14 protein-coding genes are annotated in these 15,973 nt (G+C 36.1%); 3 read left to right on the forward strand and 11 right to left on the reverse strand.

Features of this window, described 5'->3' with window-relative positions; translation table 11 throughout:
* Positions 1-352: 352 nt before the first annotated feature.
* Positions 353-1,207, forward strand: a complete 855-nt coding sequence (locus Q3V31_RS05945) for a hypothetical protein (protein ID WP_000984177.1) — start codon at positions 353-355, stop codon at positions 1,205-1,207.
* Between the two features lie 98 nt (positions 1,208-1,305).
* On the opposite strand, the gene Q3V31_RS05950 is transcribed toward Q3V31_RS05945, so the two are convergent.
* A complete protein-coding gene (locus Q3V31_RS05950) occupies positions 1,306-1,605 on the reverse strand; it encodes a hypothetical protein (protein WP_001148896.1) in 300 nt (99 codons plus the stop codon).
* 257 nt (positions 1,606-1,862) lie between these two features.
* Between Q3V31_RS05950 and Q3V31_RS05955 the strand changes: the two genes are divergently transcribed.
* Positions 1,863-2,156 carry a hypothetical protein gene (locus Q3V31_RS05955; RefSeq protein ID WP_001182568.1) on the forward strand — a complete coding sequence of 98 codons (294 nt, stop codon included), beginning with the start codon at positions 1,863-1,865 and terminating at the stop codon, positions 2,154-2,156.
* A gap of 78 nt (positions 2,157-2,234) precedes the next feature.
* On the opposite strand, the gene Q3V31_RS05960 is transcribed toward Q3V31_RS05955, so the two are convergent.
* From Q3V31_RS05960 to Q3V31_RS05980, 5 genes are all read right to left on the reverse strand, one after another.
* Positions 2,235-4,601, reverse strand: a complete 2,367-nt coding sequence (locus Q3V31_RS05960; RefSeq protein WP_329762751.1) for a DUF6359 domain-containing protein — start codon at positions 4,599-4,601, stop codon at positions 2,235-2,237.
* Between the two features lie 218 nt (positions 4,602-4,819).
* On the reverse strand, positions 4,820-6,241 hold the full coding sequence (hemY, locus tag Q3V31_RS05965; RefSeq protein ID WP_001228092.1) for a protoporphyrinogen oxidase: 1,422 nt from the start codon (positions 6,239-6,241) through the stop codon (positions 4,820-4,822).
* A 19-nt stretch (positions 6,242-6,260) separates the two neighbouring features.
* Entirely contained in the window at positions 6,261-7,196 is a 936-nt protein-coding gene (gene hemH, locus Q3V31_RS05970) for a ferrochelatase (RefSeq protein ID WP_000726806.1), read from the reverse strand.
* A gap of 14 nt (positions 7,197-7,210) precedes the next feature.
* Positions 7,211-8,257 (reverse strand): uroporphyrinogen decarboxylase, encoded by a 1,047-nt coding sequence (hemE, locus tag Q3V31_RS05975; protein WP_000252618.1) that lies wholly within the window; start codon positions 8,255-8,257, stop codon positions 7,211-7,213.
* Positions 8,258-8,446: 189 nt separating this feature from the next.
* A complete protein-coding gene (locus tag Q3V31_RS05980) occupies positions 8,447-10,564 on the reverse strand; it encodes a transglycosylase domain-containing protein (RefSeq protein WP_329762752.1) in 2,118 nt (705 codons plus the stop codon).
* A 127-nt stretch (positions 10,565-10,691) separates the two neighbouring features.
* Between Q3V31_RS05980 and hmoB the strand changes: the two genes are divergently transcribed.
* Positions 10,692-11,195 carry a heme-degrading monooxygenase HmoB gene (gene hmoB / locus Q3V31_RS05985; protein WP_000644086.1) on the forward strand — a complete coding sequence of 168 codons (504 nt, stop codon included), beginning with the start codon at positions 10,692-10,694 and terminating at the stop codon, positions 11,193-11,195.
* Between the two features lie 112 nt (positions 11,196-11,307).
* Here hmoB and Q3V31_RS05990 read toward each other — a convergent pair whose 3' ends face one another.
* The 5 genes from Q3V31_RS05990 to Q3V31_RS06010 form a co-directional block, all read right to left on the reverse strand.
* Entirely contained in the window at positions 11,308-12,726 is a 1,419-nt protein-coding gene (locus tag Q3V31_RS05990; protein WP_000278142.1) for a PH domain-containing protein, read from the reverse strand.
* Positions 12,719-13,195 carry a PH domain-containing protein gene (locus Q3V31_RS05995; protein ID WP_001182711.1) on the reverse strand — a complete coding sequence of 159 codons (477 nt, stop codon included), beginning with the start codon at positions 13,193-13,195 and terminating at the stop codon, positions 12,719-12,721. The genes Q3V31_RS05990 and Q3V31_RS05995 overlap by 8 nt, the downstream gene beginning before the upstream one ends.
* A 73-nt stretch (positions 13,196-13,268) precedes the next feature.
* On the reverse strand, positions 13,269-13,565 hold the full coding sequence (locus Q3V31_RS06000) for a hypothetical protein (protein ID WP_000606829.1): 297 nt from the start codon (positions 13,563-13,565) through the stop codon (positions 13,269-13,271).
* 250 nt (positions 13,566-13,815) lie between these two features.
* On the reverse strand, positions 13,816-14,856 hold the full coding sequence (locus Q3V31_RS06005) for a hypothetical protein (protein WP_329762753.1): 1,041 nt from the start codon (positions 14,854-14,856) through the stop codon (positions 13,816-13,818).
* A gap of 825 nt (positions 14,857-15,681) precedes the next feature.
* The coding region (locus Q3V31_RS06010; protein WP_329762754.1) for an LPXTG cell wall anchor domain-containing protein at positions 15,682-15,973 on the reverse strand (292 nt) is incomplete at its 5' end.

Genomic DNA, 15,973 nt, shown 5'->3' on the forward strand with positions numbered 1-15,973 from the left:
TTAAATCTAAACTTTTCATAAAATAGTAAAAGATGCCCCAAAAGTTAAAACCTTAGGAGCATCTTTTACTATTTCAACATAGAAAGCATGCTTTTCTCCAACTCTTATTTATTTACATTTTTATCAAATACTGCTTCTCTTCGCTTTTCTAAACTATGATTAATAATGAAGGTTCGATACGCACTATTTTTCCCTTTTGCAGAGACAATCATCTTCTACAGCTAAACCTTACTTAACAACACATAAATTTCTCTTTTTCTAATAATCAAATAAAAAAGCAAGAAAATCCTTACAATTAATAGTAAGATAGACAGTAGACAGATTTATAAAAATAGTGGAGGCTTTTTCAGTCATGATGCGTGCACTTCGTTTAAATATAAAGCAAGCTTTTTGTAGCCGGGTTTCTTTAATTATTATGTTTAGTGGATTAGCTCTGATTTCTATTTATCATTATTATTATGTAATTCGTTATTTAGGAGACGCAACGGACGGGACTATGGCAACTGCTTTTAAATGGATCGGGTTTCGTGATAATGAAATGGATGTTTATTTATTATTACTGCCTGTTATTGCAAGTTTACCATTTAGTACAAGTTACAATTCCGATAAATCAGATGGTTTCAAATCTTTTATAAGTAAGGAAATTTCCCTATTCTCGTATTCCTTTACAAAATATATCGTTACATTTTTCTGCGGTGGATTTCTTTATACTTTACCGTTCATTTTTTCGTTATTGCTTTGCAAATTAACAATTCCAAATGGACATCCAATCGTCAGTACGAGTATGTTAAGCAGTAACGGTGAATTCACAGAGTTATATTTCTCTTCTCCCATCACCTATATTTCTCTATATATTGGGATTAACTTTTTATTCGCTGGTTTAATGGCGATCTTAGGTTTAGCAGCGTCCACATGGTCACAGAAAGATTACATGGCATTTCTATTTCCATTTGCAGTTACTTCTATTCCTTTAGTCCTGCTAAGTACAGTATTCCCTACAATAGGCGGAGCACCTATTCACTTATATGATCCGAAACAACCATTAGACGGGATGTCACCATACATCTTAATCATTCAATGTACATTTTTCTTCCTTGTCAGCTTATTCATGTATATAAAAGGGATACAACGGGACAAAAAAAGATATATGAGAAGACTTCAAAAACGAGATCGATGTAGAAAAGCTTTTCAAGTAATTTCAGACTAAGTAATTAAAACGAATAAGAGCGTAATTCCCTATGTGAGATGGGAATTACGCTCTTATTCGTTTACATGTATCAAATGCATACTTTCACTACTCTTCTTTTACGGTGTCCCAGCCAATCCCCACAAAATAACAACCGCCGCAAAATAAATTGCTTTAATAGCTACCACTAAACATAATGAAATAATTGCATATTTACTTAATTCTCTTCTCGCACCTATTAAAGTAAAAATAACCGCCAAACTAAACGTTACATAAGAAGTTGCTGTATTTATTAAGTAATACATACTATCTAGATTCTGTGTAAGCCCTGTTATATCGGCTACAAACTGAAGCATGACGATTGTACTAAAAAAAACCGCCAGCTGATTCATTAATTTCCCATTTATTCGTGCTTGCATCGTTGACCTCCTCAAAAAAACTAAATATTCAATTAATTTTATCATAAATTTTATAAAAAGGGGGATCTATATATAATCTCGAGTGATTCATTATATTCTCTTTTTAAATAAAATAATCACTGCTAAAGCCATAGAAAATCAGCAATTTAAATATAGTTAAAGATTTACAATATTGTAAATTTATTATTTTCTAGTTATGATTTGCATATGGATAAACATAAATAGTCCACATTACATTGGAAAGGGGCGTTTTGATCATGCAACCTAAAATTCATACTTGGAAAAGTTATATGTTTTTAACCTTTAGCCTATTCAGTACTATTTTAATGTTTTCACTTGTTCCTGTCTTAGATCGATTTGGTCCCAATACAGTTACTCCTATGACGTACGCAATATTATGCGGAACTATTTTATCTATAATAATGGCTATCATTTCATTTATTAGTCCTTCTGAAAAGAAAGTATTACCTATTATAGCTTTAGTGGTCACTCTTTTGAATATTTTACTTATTGGCTCTGTTCTCTTATTTGGCTACCTATTTACTAAATAAGCATATAACATTAGCAATTGGAGGCATTTCATTATGCAGACTAAAAAGAACGCTTAGATACCTAAGCGTTCTCCTACTTTAAGAAGCCTTCTTCAAATCAATTTGAGCAAGTACTGGATCATGGTCACTTACACGCCCATGTTCTTTCATAATGTTTGAGTTTAAGTGTACTGGGTCTACAATTGTGTGCGGTGCGATGTTATTTGTTACTAAAATATGATCTAACACTTGTGCGTTACCTTCATGAATGTACGTGTAGCGATTCTCTTTCGGCACTGTGTTTAACATATCTTTTAATATCGTTCCTTGCAGTGCTTCTAGTGGTTTAGAGAACTCGAAATCGTTCATATCACCTAATACAACAACTGGTGCATTCGTATTCTTTTTCTGAATACCTTGTACGAATTGATTCACTTCTTGTGCTAATTGAACTCGTTTTTCTTCACTCTTTAATACGAGCGGCTGCACTTTTCCAAATGGTGTTGCATCTCCTAGTTTTGAGTTTAAGTGATTTGCGATGACAACAACGTTTTGTCCTTGGAATGTAAATTCTGCAGCTAACGGTTTACGTGTACTTTCAAATAAAGGATTTTCATCTCCAATACGAACTACATTTTTATCTAGTAACTTCGGTACTGTCGCTAATTTCACACGAGATGGGTTATAGAAGAAACCGACGCGAATATTCGCTCCAGGTGCCCCGCCGTCTTGATTGTTGTTCGGCGCAATTTCTACATACTCATACTTCGGTCCACGAATTTCTAATACAGCATCAATGATACGTTTTGCACTTAAAGATGCATCTGTTGTACCGTCATTGATTGCTCCATTATTATCTTGCATTTCCTCTACACCGATAATATCTGGCATTTTTAAATTATATTTAATAGAATACGCTAACGCTTTTACTTTTTCATCTGTTGTTTCTTTTTTGTTAGCTGAGAAGTTTTCAATATTATATGTAGCAACTGTTAACTTATCAAGACGCGGCTGAATATTTGCCCCTACTTGCTTAAATCCGCCGTCCACTACAGATGGCAATTCCGTTACTGGCGAAATGCGGAACGAACCGTAGTCATACCCTACTACTCCTGTTATATCTCCAGTGAACGTATCGCCTACTTTCGCGACATAATCACGAGGTACTTTTACAGAAAGGCGCTCTGGATTTAATTGCTCTTTATCTAATAAAGGCGTACCATACTTCGTTACTACTTTATCTCCACCATTTTTTACTGTTACATATAAATTACCGTTTTTCTGCGGAGCGATAATTTTTGGCGTTGGCATCGTAACGCGCATACCTTCTACACTTTCATAAAAATCGATTGCATCTTCACTTGGATCAAATAAACCGAATGCATCATTATCGATAATTTGATCAGGGATTTTCACACCGTTTTCTCCTAATACAATCGGCGCTGGTAAAGGTTGATCTTTTGCGATTACAGCAACGCGACTCGCCTTAATTTCCGTCGTCGTTAAGTCTGTTTCAAATCGCTCTGCATATCCAGGTCCAACATATTCTTCTACTTCTCCATCAACTTGGACAAGATCTCCTACTGCTATATTCGCATCTTTTTTGTATACGTAAATACCTTCAGAAGTAGCTGGATCTTCGTCTGGCTGATTATCTTCTACATAAAAACCATTTTTATCTAGAGCTGTTACAACACCTTCTACATTTCGTACTTTTTTTCCATTGTAAGGAGAAATATGTGATTCCCCTTGAATATCATGGATACGAACTTGTTCATTTGTGACGATTATAAATGAAAATGTTGAAACCGCTGAAGGAGTAAGCCCTTCTTTTTCTGCGATTGCTTTCACTAAACTATTTTCATTCATTATAATTTGTCCGTTATAACGAACGCTTTTATTTGTAGGATTAGAACCATCTAACGTATAGTAGATTGTTGCTCCTTCTGTGCCCGTTGTTAATGTTACCGCTGTTCCTTTCGCAACTTCCCCGCCACCAGGCGAAGCTACTACATCGCTAACACGGTTTTGTTCTTCCCCTTGAAACTTATGAGCTGTTACCGATTTTAAACCGGGGCTACCAAAATATAATTCAAGCGTCCCTGTTAGCTGAACTTTCTTTCCGATATTTTCAGGATGATCTTTCACGTTTACAGCTGATCTCACATCGCCTTTTGGCAACTGAACAGGCATGATCTTGTCTGGATTCGTTTCGTTTGGCGAATCAGCAATTGCCACGTTTGTATCATCAAACTTAGCCGGATCTTTCGTGTATTTAGAAGGACTCTGCGTATACCCAACGATATATCCTTCCACTATCCCCTTCGTTTTCCCTTGCTGCTTAAATACTTGAATTGCTTTCTCTACTGACATAGAAGTAGTTTCTTCCGCCTGCGCTAAAGTTCCAGTAAATGAAAGCAATAGCAATAATGATAAAAAGGTACTTAACAATTTCTTCACAGCCATTTTCCTCTCCCTAATTCATATTTTCTCAGCATTTCTATCATATCAAATGATTCGTTATATAGAACTATATTTCGACAAATTTTACACAAAATTTATTTAATTTACAAGTTTTCAAACTATAACACAAAATAACTTATATAGGTTTATTAACTAACAGGTATCTTATTTAATAAACAAACCGCCTTCAATCTAATTGAAGGCGGTTTGTTTGGAATATTTTAATTTGCGACTAATTCAGTCTCCATTACTTTCTCTAAATGAGTTAGCACACACTTTGCAGCTCTCTCACCCTGTTCAATACAATCCGGAAGACCAGCACCAGCATAGGAGCTACCTGCCAAATACACACCTGGCAACTCGCTTTCCATAAATGTTGTGAGCTTCTTCATTCGGTCTTTATGGCCTACTGTATATTGAGGCATCGCTTCTTTCCAGCGGCTTACAATTGTAAACTCTGGATCCTCTGTAATATCCATTGTCTTTTGTAAGTCCTCTAATACAAGCTGCACAATTTCTTCGTCCGTTTGTTCAACAATCGCTTCATCACCTGGGCGTCCGACGTAACAACGAAGAAGCGTTTTTCCTTCTGGCGTTGTATGTGGCCATTTTTTATGTGTCCACGTACACGCCGTAATCGTGTAATCACTATTTCTTGATACGACAAATCCGGTACCATCAATATCGCGCTGAATGGCAGACTTCGAGAAAGCAAGTGCCACGTTTGCAACGGATGTAGATGGAATGTTACGGAAGAAACGAAACTGCTTATACTGTGCAAACATAGAGGGCAATACTTTATGTGGTGCTGCAACTACAATCGCGTCTGCTTCCATTTCTTTTCCGTTACTAAGAGTAATCGTATAGCCATCACCAAGTTTCGCAACTTTCTCAATACGAGTTCCTTTTATTACCATATCATTAGGAATCTTCACTTCAAGAGATTCTACTATAGATTCTAAACCGGTTTTCACAGTTTTAAAGATTCCTTTTTTCACTTCAGCCTTCTCTTGCTTCGGAGCGAGCGTACGCATACCGAGTGAAATACTACGGTGCTCCTGTTCGATTTGATAAATTTGAGGGAATGTTGACATTAAACTCATTTCATCAATATCCCCTGCATATATACCAGATAATAATGGCTCAATTAAATTTTCAACGACTTCATTTCCGAGGCGATGTCTGAAAAACTGCCCGAGTGATTGATCAGAAACTGGTTTTGACCTTGGCATTAATAAGTCAAAACCAGCTCTTAATTTACCAATTGGGGAGAACAATCCGGAAAATAGAAACGGCGTAATTTGCGTTGGAATTCCCATCATTGATCCGCTCGGCATTTTATGTAACCGATTATTTACAAGGATAAATGATTGACCGGCCTTATTATTTACAAGTTCATCGCCCAGTCCTAATTCTTTCACTAATTTAGCTGCACTCTCTTTTCTTGCTAAGAAAGAATCAGGGCCACGTTCAATTGTAAATCCATCTTTTTGAACGGTTTGAATTTTCCCGCCAAGTTTACCAGACGCTTCTATAAGCAATGTATCTATCGGCAAGTTTTTTTCGCGAATTTCTTTTTGTAAGTAATACGCTGTCGATAAGCCTGTTATACCACCGCCGACGATCACAACTTTTTTCCTCAAGTAAGCTCCCCCTTTCTTCCTACAATGCAGATTCTTTTTTCTTTAATACAACATCTGCTAAACAATCAATAAATGCATCCGATGCGTTTGGCATTTCTGGACGATAATATTTTGCGCCAATTTCATCCGTTACAACTTTACACTCAAAGTCATTGTCATATAAAACTTCTAAATGTTCCGCAACAAATCCAACTGGGGCATATACGAATGAACTGTAGCCGTACTTTTCATTTAATTCTCTCGTTAAATCTTGTACATCTGGACCAATCCAAGGATCTGGTGTATTTCCGGCACTTTGCCAGCCAACTGCATAATTTGCTACTTCAGCGCCTCTTGCAATATAGTCAGCTGTTTCATTTAATTGATCTGGATATGGATCGCCCAGTGCGATAATTTTCTCTGGTAAGCTATGTGCAGATACGATTAACACAGCTTTGTCACGTTCTGCTTCTGACATACCGTTATATATACCTTTCACTGCATCGACCCAATACTGAATAAATTTCGGTTCTTTATACCAGCTATCGATGCCGTGAATTGTTAAGTTTCCAAGTTTTTCTGCTTCTTCTTGCGCTCTTCCTACATACGACTTCACGCTAAAAGTAGAATAATGAGGGGCAAGAACGAGTGCAATTGCATCTTCTATTCCATCTTTATGCATAGCTTGTACTGCATCTTCAATGAACGGTTCGATATGTTTTAAGCCAAGATACATGTGGTACTCTACTTCATCTTGTACTTCATTTAAACGCGTCTCTAACTTTTTAGCTTGCTCTAATGTAATAGTAGCTAAAGGAGAAATACCACCAATTGCACGGTAACGCTCTGTTAAATCTTCTAGCATTTCAGGACTTGGCTTTCTTCCTCTGCGAATATGTGTATAGTAACGTTCAATATCTTCTTCTTTATACGGCGTTCCGTATGCCATTACAAGCAAACCAATTTTCTTTTTCATACAGCCAATCTCCTTTACTTCGCTAACTGTTCTTTAGAGTATTCATGAATAAATGTAGTTAAGCGTTTTAATGTATCTGGATTTACTTCTGGGAATACACCGTGACCTAAGTTAAAGATATAACCTGGCTCTTTCATCCCTTGATCTAAAATACCTTTTACATGTTCTTCAATAACAGACCATGGTGCTAGTAAGAACGAAGGGTCCATATTTCCTTGTACCGCCTTGTGAACACCACGTGCGCGTGCTTCTTCGATCGGTAAGCGCCAATCTAAACCTACTACATCAAGAGGTAAGTCGTGCCATTCATTCACTAAATGTGCAGCACCTACGCCGTGCATAATCATTGGAACCCCCATCTTACGAACTTCTGCAAAAATACGCTCCATCGCTGGTTTAATAAATATACGGTAATCCGCTACATTTACTGTTCCAACCCAAGAATCGAAAATTTGAACCGCTTTTGCTCCTGCGTTAATTTGCGCTTTTAAATATGTAATAACCATATCTGCAAGTTTATCCATTAATGCGAACCAAGCTTTCGGCTCTGCATACATGAACGCTTTCGTATTATGGTAGTTACGAGAAGGACCGCCTTCAATCATATAGCTCGCTAACGTAAATGGAGCTCCTGAAAAACCGATTAACGGTACATCTAACATTTCTGTCGTTAATAAACGAATTGTATCTAGTATGTAAGGTACGTCATCTTCTGGATTGATTTCCCCTAATTTTTCTACATCTTGTAAAGAACGGATTGGATTATCGATTACTGGACCAATACCAGATTTAATTTCCACATCAACACCAATTGCAGGTAGTGGTGACATAATATCTTTATAAAGAATTGCTGCGTCTACGTTATATTGATCAACTGGCAACTTTGTAACATAAGCGCATAATTCTGGATTATGTGTAATTTCAAATAAAGAATGTTTCTCTTTTATCTTTCTATATTCCGGCTGTGAACGACCTGCTTGACGCATATACCATGCTGGTACATACTCTGTACGTTCCCCCCTACATGCTTTTAAAAATGTCTCATTTATAGTTCTTACCAAGACCCTAGCTCCCTTCCTTACCAACACTTTTTCTTTAAATACGCTCTATTCCGATATTTATCTTTTTTTACTATACAGCTTGTAAAAACAAAATGCATAGCATTATGTACGTTGTTCATGAAATTGACACAAATGTTCGTAAAACCGCTTACTATTTTCACAACATTCTTATTATAGCACAGAGAAAAACTACGGTTTAGCTACTTTTGACTTTTCTCCTTCACGGTTCGTTTGTGTGTTAAATGGCACAACGTAAAAACTTGGTTTTGAGAATATGTTAATAAACTTTTCCTCATATTTCCCAGCTCCTTTTACCGTCCCAACATGAGTATGAATTCCTTTTTCAACTTTATAAATCCGGTACATAATTCGCTCATCAGGAAGCGGCGTCCAGATTAGTTTCATCGTAAATAAACCGAAAGGACTAAATGCCAGTTTTGCCTCCACGTTTTTAATCTTATCTAAACGAATTGGCAGTCCAATTGTTTCAACACCTTTTGGCCTATGAAAACTCGCTTTATCTTGTATGTTTGCTTTCGTTAAAATCTTTTTAAATAACATCGTTGCAGATGCATTTCCATCTTGTAATTGATGCTCTTTATCAGTGCGGTCATAACCAATCCAAACTGCCCCTACTAAATTCGGTGTATATCCAACAAACCACATATCGCGCGCACCATGATCATCATTCGGCAAGGAAGTTGTGCCTGTCTTTCCAGCTAAAGCACCATTATATACACCGGCTTTCGCCGTACCTTCTTTCACAACTCCTTCCAGCATCTTTGTCATGTACCATGCCGTTTGCTTTGAAAAGACTTTCGTTTCATCTTTTGATGATTCTCCAATAACTGCACCGTGTCTATTTAACACTTTATCAATAACGTGCGGTTCAATAATATTCCCGTTCGCTAAAAAAGAGCGGTACATTTTAACAAGATCAAATGGAGAAACACCATTTTTAAGCCCTCCAAGTGCCGTGCTTAAACCTGAGTCCGCAATATGAACATTTCCTTTCTCTAAATATTGCTTTCCCTCATCTACCCCTAATTCATTTAATAAAGAAACAGCTGGCACGTTTGCTGATTCTAATACCGCATCATACATCGTCATCTCTTTCGTATACTGATGATTATAATTTCGAGGTTCATAGCCTTCAAACGAACTTTTTTCATTCGTTAATAAAGAATATGGATTATATTTTTTCGTCTCAAGTGCTGGTCCATATACGATAAGCGGCTTTAAAACAGAACCAGGCTGCCTTTTTGCAAAAACACGATTAAGCCCTCTCGGAACATACTCTCTTCCGCCAATTGCTGCTTTAATTCCGCCAGTTTGATTATCCATTAATAAAAATGCACCTTGCGCCCCGTTTTCTTTACCAGGGAAATTTCTCGCATCTTGAAACTGGTTATATGCTACCTTTTGAATTTTTTCATCCATCGGTACAACAAACGTATACCCTCCGCGAAGCACTTCTTGATGAGACAAACCGTATAAACGTGCTGCTTCATCTATAACCATATCGATATACGGCATATATGCAAGTTCACGTTCATCTGAATTTTTATAAAGAGCGATTGTTTTCCCCTGGTAACGAACACTATCTTCCGCTGTTAAATAGCCTTGTTTATGCATAAGTGACAAAACAAGATCACGGCGTTCCTTACTCTTCTCAGGGGATAAGTACGGTGAATAGCCATTTGGCGCTTTCGGAAGCCCTGCAAGCATAGCCCCCTCTTCTACTGTTAAATCTGCTACATTTTTATTAAAATACAACTTTGCCGCCGCTTGAATTCCATATGCCCCATGGCCAAAATAAATATGGTTCATATACATTTCAAGAATTTGCTGCTTCGTATATTTTTGCTCTAATTGAAGAGAAATTGCGACCTCTTTCAATTTGCGTGTAAATGTTTTTTCACGAGTTAAAAAGACGTTTTTAGCTAATTGCTGCGTAATTGTACTACCGCCTTCTACCTTCTCTCCAGCTAACGCGTCTTTATAAAGCGCCCGAAATATAGAAGGATAATCAATTCCTTGATGCTCATAAAAACGAGAATCCTCCACAGCAACAAATGCTTGCTGCACGTACTTTGGAATTTCTTCGATCGGCACGAGCTCTCTATTTTCTACATATAATTTCGTAATTTCTTTTCCTTTCTGGTCAACGATACGTGATGAAGAGTGGAAAACAAGCTGCTTTTCATCCATCATATAGCCACCAGCTAACACAATAAGTTTATAAAGTACAATTGCTACTACAAACGTTGCTAACCCGCCCAATAAAGTCCACTTTGCTTTCTTCATACATCGGCCTTCTTTCCAAATGATGGTACATTTATTATTTGAAAAAGAAGTATCTTTATGTATATAATCTTCGAAGTTTTTTAAGAGAATTGATATAATAGAGACAAACCATAAAGGGGGCATTAAAATGAAGGCTATTATTTCATACGAAACACCTCTAGAACAAGCACATTTCACTGCAAAAAATAACGAAAAAGATATGTTTTATAAAGAAAATACAGAAGAATCTGTAGAATCAGCACTTCAGTATGACGTATTAGACTCTGTTGGAGAATTTAAAGGACAACCTGGCTATATTGTTTGTAACAACATTTCTGTAACAGACGAAGGTCGCCCAGTATTTGAAAACCGTTTTAAAAACCGCGCAGGTCTTATCGAAAATGAACCTGGCTTCCAAGCAATCCGTGTTCTTCGCCCATTAAGTAACGATACATATGTCATCTTAACGATGTGGGAAACTGAGCAAAACTTTAAAGACTGGACAGAATCACGTTCATTCGAAAACGCTCATAAAAAACGTCCTGCACAAGCAGAGGGACAAGCTCAGGCTCAGGCGCATCCACATGCAGAACAGCAAAAAAGCATTTTCTCTCGTCCTTCTTTCGTGACTACTTTTGATGTTTTAGTTTAATTAAAAAGTAGTACAACACCGGCAGTACGTGAAATTATATTAACGATTTTCCGAATATATCTATCACATTTTGAAATATATCAACGATTTAACGACAAAAAAGGAAACACCATTACACACCGGTGTTTCCTTTTTCTTTATACCAATTATATATACGAAGCGCGTCTTCTTTTCGCATATGCTTCACTTCATAACCATGTCCCGCCACCGCTACAGCAGCTGTACATAACTCGTCTTTCTTTTGAAAATAAGATTGATTGTATCCGACTACTTGAATATGTCTTCTTCGCATGATCCCTGTGTATTTCGCGAGACCTCGGTGCACCATTACTAACTGATTGTCTCGTATCATATATCCACCACTTTTATATCTAGCGTATGCAAGTAACGTAAATACGATAAATAGTGGTATCAGGGTGAATAACGCAATATTTTGTTTAAAATATATACTCGCACCGGCGATCGGCACTGCGAGTACGGCACTTGTAATCCAGCCCATAATAATATAACGGCGCAATGCAGCCTTCGGTAAAGGAACGATTTCTTCTTCTATTTCATATGGCAACTGTAAATAGGCAAGTAGCTGCTGTACATCCTTTTTCTTCATGAAAGGATGTAACATCACTTCATTCCCTGCCGCTTCTATACTTTGAATGACTTCCACTTCGACAGAGCAATAACCGAAAGGCTGGCGAAGAATTCCTTCTTTTACAGTAATCGCTTGAATGCGGTGTAATTTTAATACAAACTCTTTCTTATCAAATAACCCTTGAACGATGCGAATTTCATTTCCGTTTCGCTCAATTTTAAAGTTCGCGTATTTTAATGCATAGCCGACCGTAGAAATGACCCACGAAATTGCCATTAAAATCGCGGCCATAACGATTAATTCATATACACCGTTATCCATCACATACGCTTCCACTTTATTTATGAGCCATTTTGGAAGAAATTGATTAAACTCTGTGTAAATAAGAAGTAATCCAGAAAACACTAATCCGAATCTACCAGACGTAATGGAAGCTACTAAAATCTCTTTCATCGTTAACTGATAAATCGTCTTACTTTCTTCTGTCATGGGCACTTCTTCACTCGCAGCGCTTCTTTTTTTATTTAGTAAGGCAATTAGTTCCTTCGCTTCATCTTCTTTAATACCAGCTAACATCACTTCCGGCTCACTACCGCCGCCCGCTACTTCTATATTTAATTTCGTAAGCCCAAGCATTTGATAAATGACATTAGAAGATGTACTAATGTTTTGCACACGGTCTTTATTTAAATAACTTTCCTTCTTCACAAAAACACCATGTTTAATATGTAAAATATTATTTTCAACCCAGTATACTTTGAAATACCATTTTACAGCTGAAAAAATAGCCATAATAAATAATACAAATAAAAGAACAAGATGTAAGAAATACCAAGGTTCTACTTCACCATCTGAACGAAATAAAACAAGAAAAATAAAAGGCAACAAAGCCGTAATTCGAATACCTAATAATATCGTAATCGGATGTTGCCTCTTATACATCCTCATCACTCACTTTCGCAAGCTCTCCAATTTGTCTTTTCAGCTGCTCTGCTTCTTCTTTCGTTAAACCGGGAATACTATGAGAAGTTGCCGCTGTTGAAATATGTAATTCTGCTAAATTATACTTTCTCATAATTGGGCCCTGTTCAATCGTTACGTGCTGCACACGAATCATCGGAATGAGTACGCGTTTTACAACGAACATTCCCTTTTGAATCTCAATCTCTTCTTCATTTAATCTGTAACTATAATAGCGTTGACGTAAATTTGGAAATACAAAATAATCAAGTGGGATAAATGTAATAGCACCTGTTACTAATAGTCCAAACAACCAGCCCCACCAGTTAAAATTGATCATAAAAAAGAAATACGCAATTACGACTGCTAGTATAACTGCCGCCCCAATTAAAGCGTGAATTCTCCACACTTTCAGCATATTAGAATGAATCTCCCTTTCTAACGGCTGCATCTCATCACTCCAATTATATGAATTTATTAATTATATATTAGTTGGTATATACATATTTGTAAAATTATAGTTTTTACATCGTATCGATCATTTCTTTAAAATTCCCTTCATTAATCGAATACACATGAAACTGAATGTAATCTATTTCATTCGTATTAGGACGGGCATATGGCAAAATGTTAAATTTAGAAGCTGATCTTCCTAACATATCTACAATCATTAGAGAAACGTCAATATATTCGAAGTCTACACGGAATACTACTGCTTCTCCCGTAAATTCATAATCTTTAATCGCATCATAAGATTTATTCGCACTTATAAGCGTCACTTTTAGTAGTTGGTTTAAATTTTCTGGTTTAAAATTAATCATATACGCAGCTCCTTTTTTCAATAAAACACTATGAAAACAGTGTAATCTTATAATTTCATAGCTTTACACATCAATTATATAAAAAATAAAGCTAGTTTTTTATAAATTTTTTGATATAATTACTTACGGGAAACGGGAAGAATTTTGTCTTCCCTTGTGTTTTTATTTGCATCTAGTACTTTTGCTAGATGCCTTTTTTTATGCTAAAAAAGGTACCCTCATATACTTTGAGGATACCTTTTCCATCAATTTAGTGCACTTCAACGATTGTACCGTCTTCGAATACTTTAAATACACCAGTAAATCCTGGTCCACCTGCACCTTCTATTTTATATGTCGTATGCACTCTTATTTGATAATATTTCTTTCCATTCTCTACTTGCGTATTCTCTAGCGTGTAATCATAGTCTTCTTTATATTCATTTTTGATATATTCTTTTGCTTTCTCAAAAGTAAATGCATTTTGATTCTTTCCTGTTTCTACTTTTTGGTTCTTTTCTGCTTCTACCTTTTGATTCTTTTCTGTCTCATTTTTTTGGTTCTTTTCTGTTACTACCTTCTGATTCTTTTCTGTCTCAGTTTTTTGGTTCTTTTCTGTTGCTACCTTTTGATTTTTTTCTGCCTCAGTTTTTTGAGTCTTTTCTGTTGCTACCTTTTGATTTTTTTCTGCCTCAGTTTTTTGAGTCTTTTCTGTTGCTACCTTTTGATTCGTTACTGCATTTGTTTTTTGTGCTTTCGCTGTTTCTTCACTCTTTGCAGTTTTTTCTTCTTCACCAATTTTAGTAACTAATCCTACGGCTTTTTTATTATATTCTTCAAGGTTCTTATTATCTTTTGTTTCTGCAACTAGCTTATTTAATATCTCTTTCGCTTCTGCATAATTTTTCTTACTTATTAACTCTTCACTTTTCGCCAGTTGCTCGCTATACTTCTTTTTTTGTTCTAAGATGGCTAGCAGTGCTGTTCGTTCTTCCTTGGCTTGTTTTATAAGCGTAGTATTTCCATTCTTCATGTTCTCTACTTTTTCAAATGACTTGATCGATTCTTCTAACTTTGCTTCTTCTTTTAGCTTCACTGCTTCAATCATTGCTTTCGTTTGCTCTGCAAACACTTTTGCATCTGAATCATCTTTTTTCTCATCTAGTGCTCGTTCAAATGATGATAAAGCATTTTTATATTCTTTATTCGTTAACGCAGTCTTTCCTTCATCCATTGCTTTTTCAAAATCCCCATTACTACATCCAGCTAGCATTAAAAACATAAGTCCAATTACTGTTAATAACTTTCTCATTTTCTCTCCCCCTATATATGCTTAAAACAATAACCTCATATGTATAAAAGTCTGTGTAGTAATTAGGCTAAAAGTAAATTATGTACTACATTGCGCGCGGGAAAAGAAGTACATTTCATTTACTCTCATTACTTAAAACTCCTAAATAGTTGGTAGTCTTCTTCTTTTAAGACAGAAAGGAATTTTAATAATGTGCATAAAGCTCTCACTCAGGCTCTTTACTACACACACTCTTATACACATAGAAAATCATTTTTAGTTCATAGTTTGCTATTTCTTCAACTTTAAATATTCTCAGTTGATTGGAACTACAAACTATAATTTGTAACATACCGAAAACAACAGAAAACAAGATGTAACAAAAGTCACATCTTGTAACCTTTCTGTAACACAAATGTAACATAGTGATTTGAAACATGCAATGGTTTTTTTACATTATTTTCCCCTACCTATATTGTAAGGCGTCAATAAGATTCCAAACTGAATTTCATCTTCCACCTACCGTTCGGCTATCGTCCTTCAAACACTTTAGGAAAGAGGCTTCTTTCCTAAAGTGTTAAAATTAATTACATAAATAGCTCTTTTTTTAACAAAACTCTACGAAAACGTGTAACCTTTTACTTCCATAACTTTACACATCAAATATATATAATAAAGCTAGTTTTTTATAATTTTTTGAAATAATCACATACGGGAAACGGGAGACATTTATCTTCCCTTGTGTTTTTATTTGCATCTAGTACTTTTGCTAGATGCCTTTTTTATTATGCCAAATAATATAAAAAAGGTATCCTCAAATACTTTGAGGATACCTTTTCACTTTTATTATCTTTGCTGTTTTCTACCTAATACGAGCAATCCAAAACTCATCATTACAAGAAGTGCTCCCATATATGGTTCCACAGGCATTTTCTGCCCTGTCTTCGGTAATTCTTTTTCAGGTTTCTCTGGGTTCGTTGTTCCAGGTTTTTCTGGATCTGTTGTTCCAGGCTTCTCTGGATCTGTTGTTCCAGGCTTCTCTGGATCTGTTGTTCCAGGCTTCTCTGGATCTGTTGTTCCAGGCTTCTCTGGATCTGTTGTTCCAGGCTTCTCTGGATCTGTTGTTCCAGGCTTCTCT

Origin of the sequence: Bacillus nitratireducens (genome assembly GCF_036320425.1) — a bacterium.
GTDB lineage: Bacteria > Bacillota > Bacilli > Bacillales > Bacillaceae_G > Bacillus_A > Bacillus_A nitratireducens.

What these genes read in the sequence shown, in the direction of transcription:
- Q3V31_RS05960 (WP_329762751.1), bottom strand. Translation starts at nt 4,601, where the DNA reads ATGGCTGTGAAGAAATTGTTAAGTACCTTTTTATCATTATTGCTATTG.
- hmoB (WP_000644086.1), top strand. Translation starts at nt 10,692, where the DNA reads ATGAAGGCTATTATTTCATACGAAACACCTCTAGAACAAGCACATTTC.
- Q3V31_RS05995 (WP_001182711.1), bottom strand. Translation starts at nt 13,195, where the DNA reads ATGCAGCCGTTAGAAAGGGAGATTCATTCTAATATGCTGAAAGTGTGG.
- Q3V31_RS05990 (WP_000278142.1), bottom strand. Translation starts at nt 12,726, where the DNA reads ATGTATAAGAGGCAACATCCGATTACGATATTATTAGGTATTCGAATT.
- Q3V31_RS06000 (WP_000606829.1), bottom strand. Translation starts at nt 13,565, where the DNA reads ATGATTAATTTTAAACCAGAAAATTTAAACCAACTACTAAAAGTGACG.
- hemH (WP_000726806.1), bottom strand. Translation starts at nt 7,196, where the DNA reads ATGAAAAAGAAAATTGGTTTGCTTGTAATGGCATACGGAACGCCGTAT.
- Q3V31_RS06005 (WP_329762753.1), bottom strand. Translation starts at nt 14,856, where the DNA reads ATGAGAAAGTTATTAACAGTAATTGGACTTATGTTTTTAATGCTAGCT.
- Q3V31_RS05950 (WP_001148896.1), bottom strand. Translation starts at nt 1,605, where the DNA reads ATGCAAGCACGAATAAATGGGAAATTAATGAATCAGCTGGCGGTTTTT.
- Q3V31_RS05980 (WP_329762752.1), bottom strand. Translation starts at nt 10,564, where the DNA reads ATGAAGAAAGCAAAGTGGACTTTATTGGGCGGGTTAGCAACGTTTGTA.
- Q3V31_RS05955 (WP_001182568.1), top strand. Translation starts at nt 1,863, where the DNA reads ATGCAACCTAAAATTCATACTTGGAAAAGTTATATGTTTTTAACCTTT.
- Q3V31_RS05945 (WP_000984177.1), top strand. Translation starts at nt 353, where the DNA reads ATGATGCGTGCACTTCGTTTAAATATAAAGCAAGCTTTTTGTAGCCGG.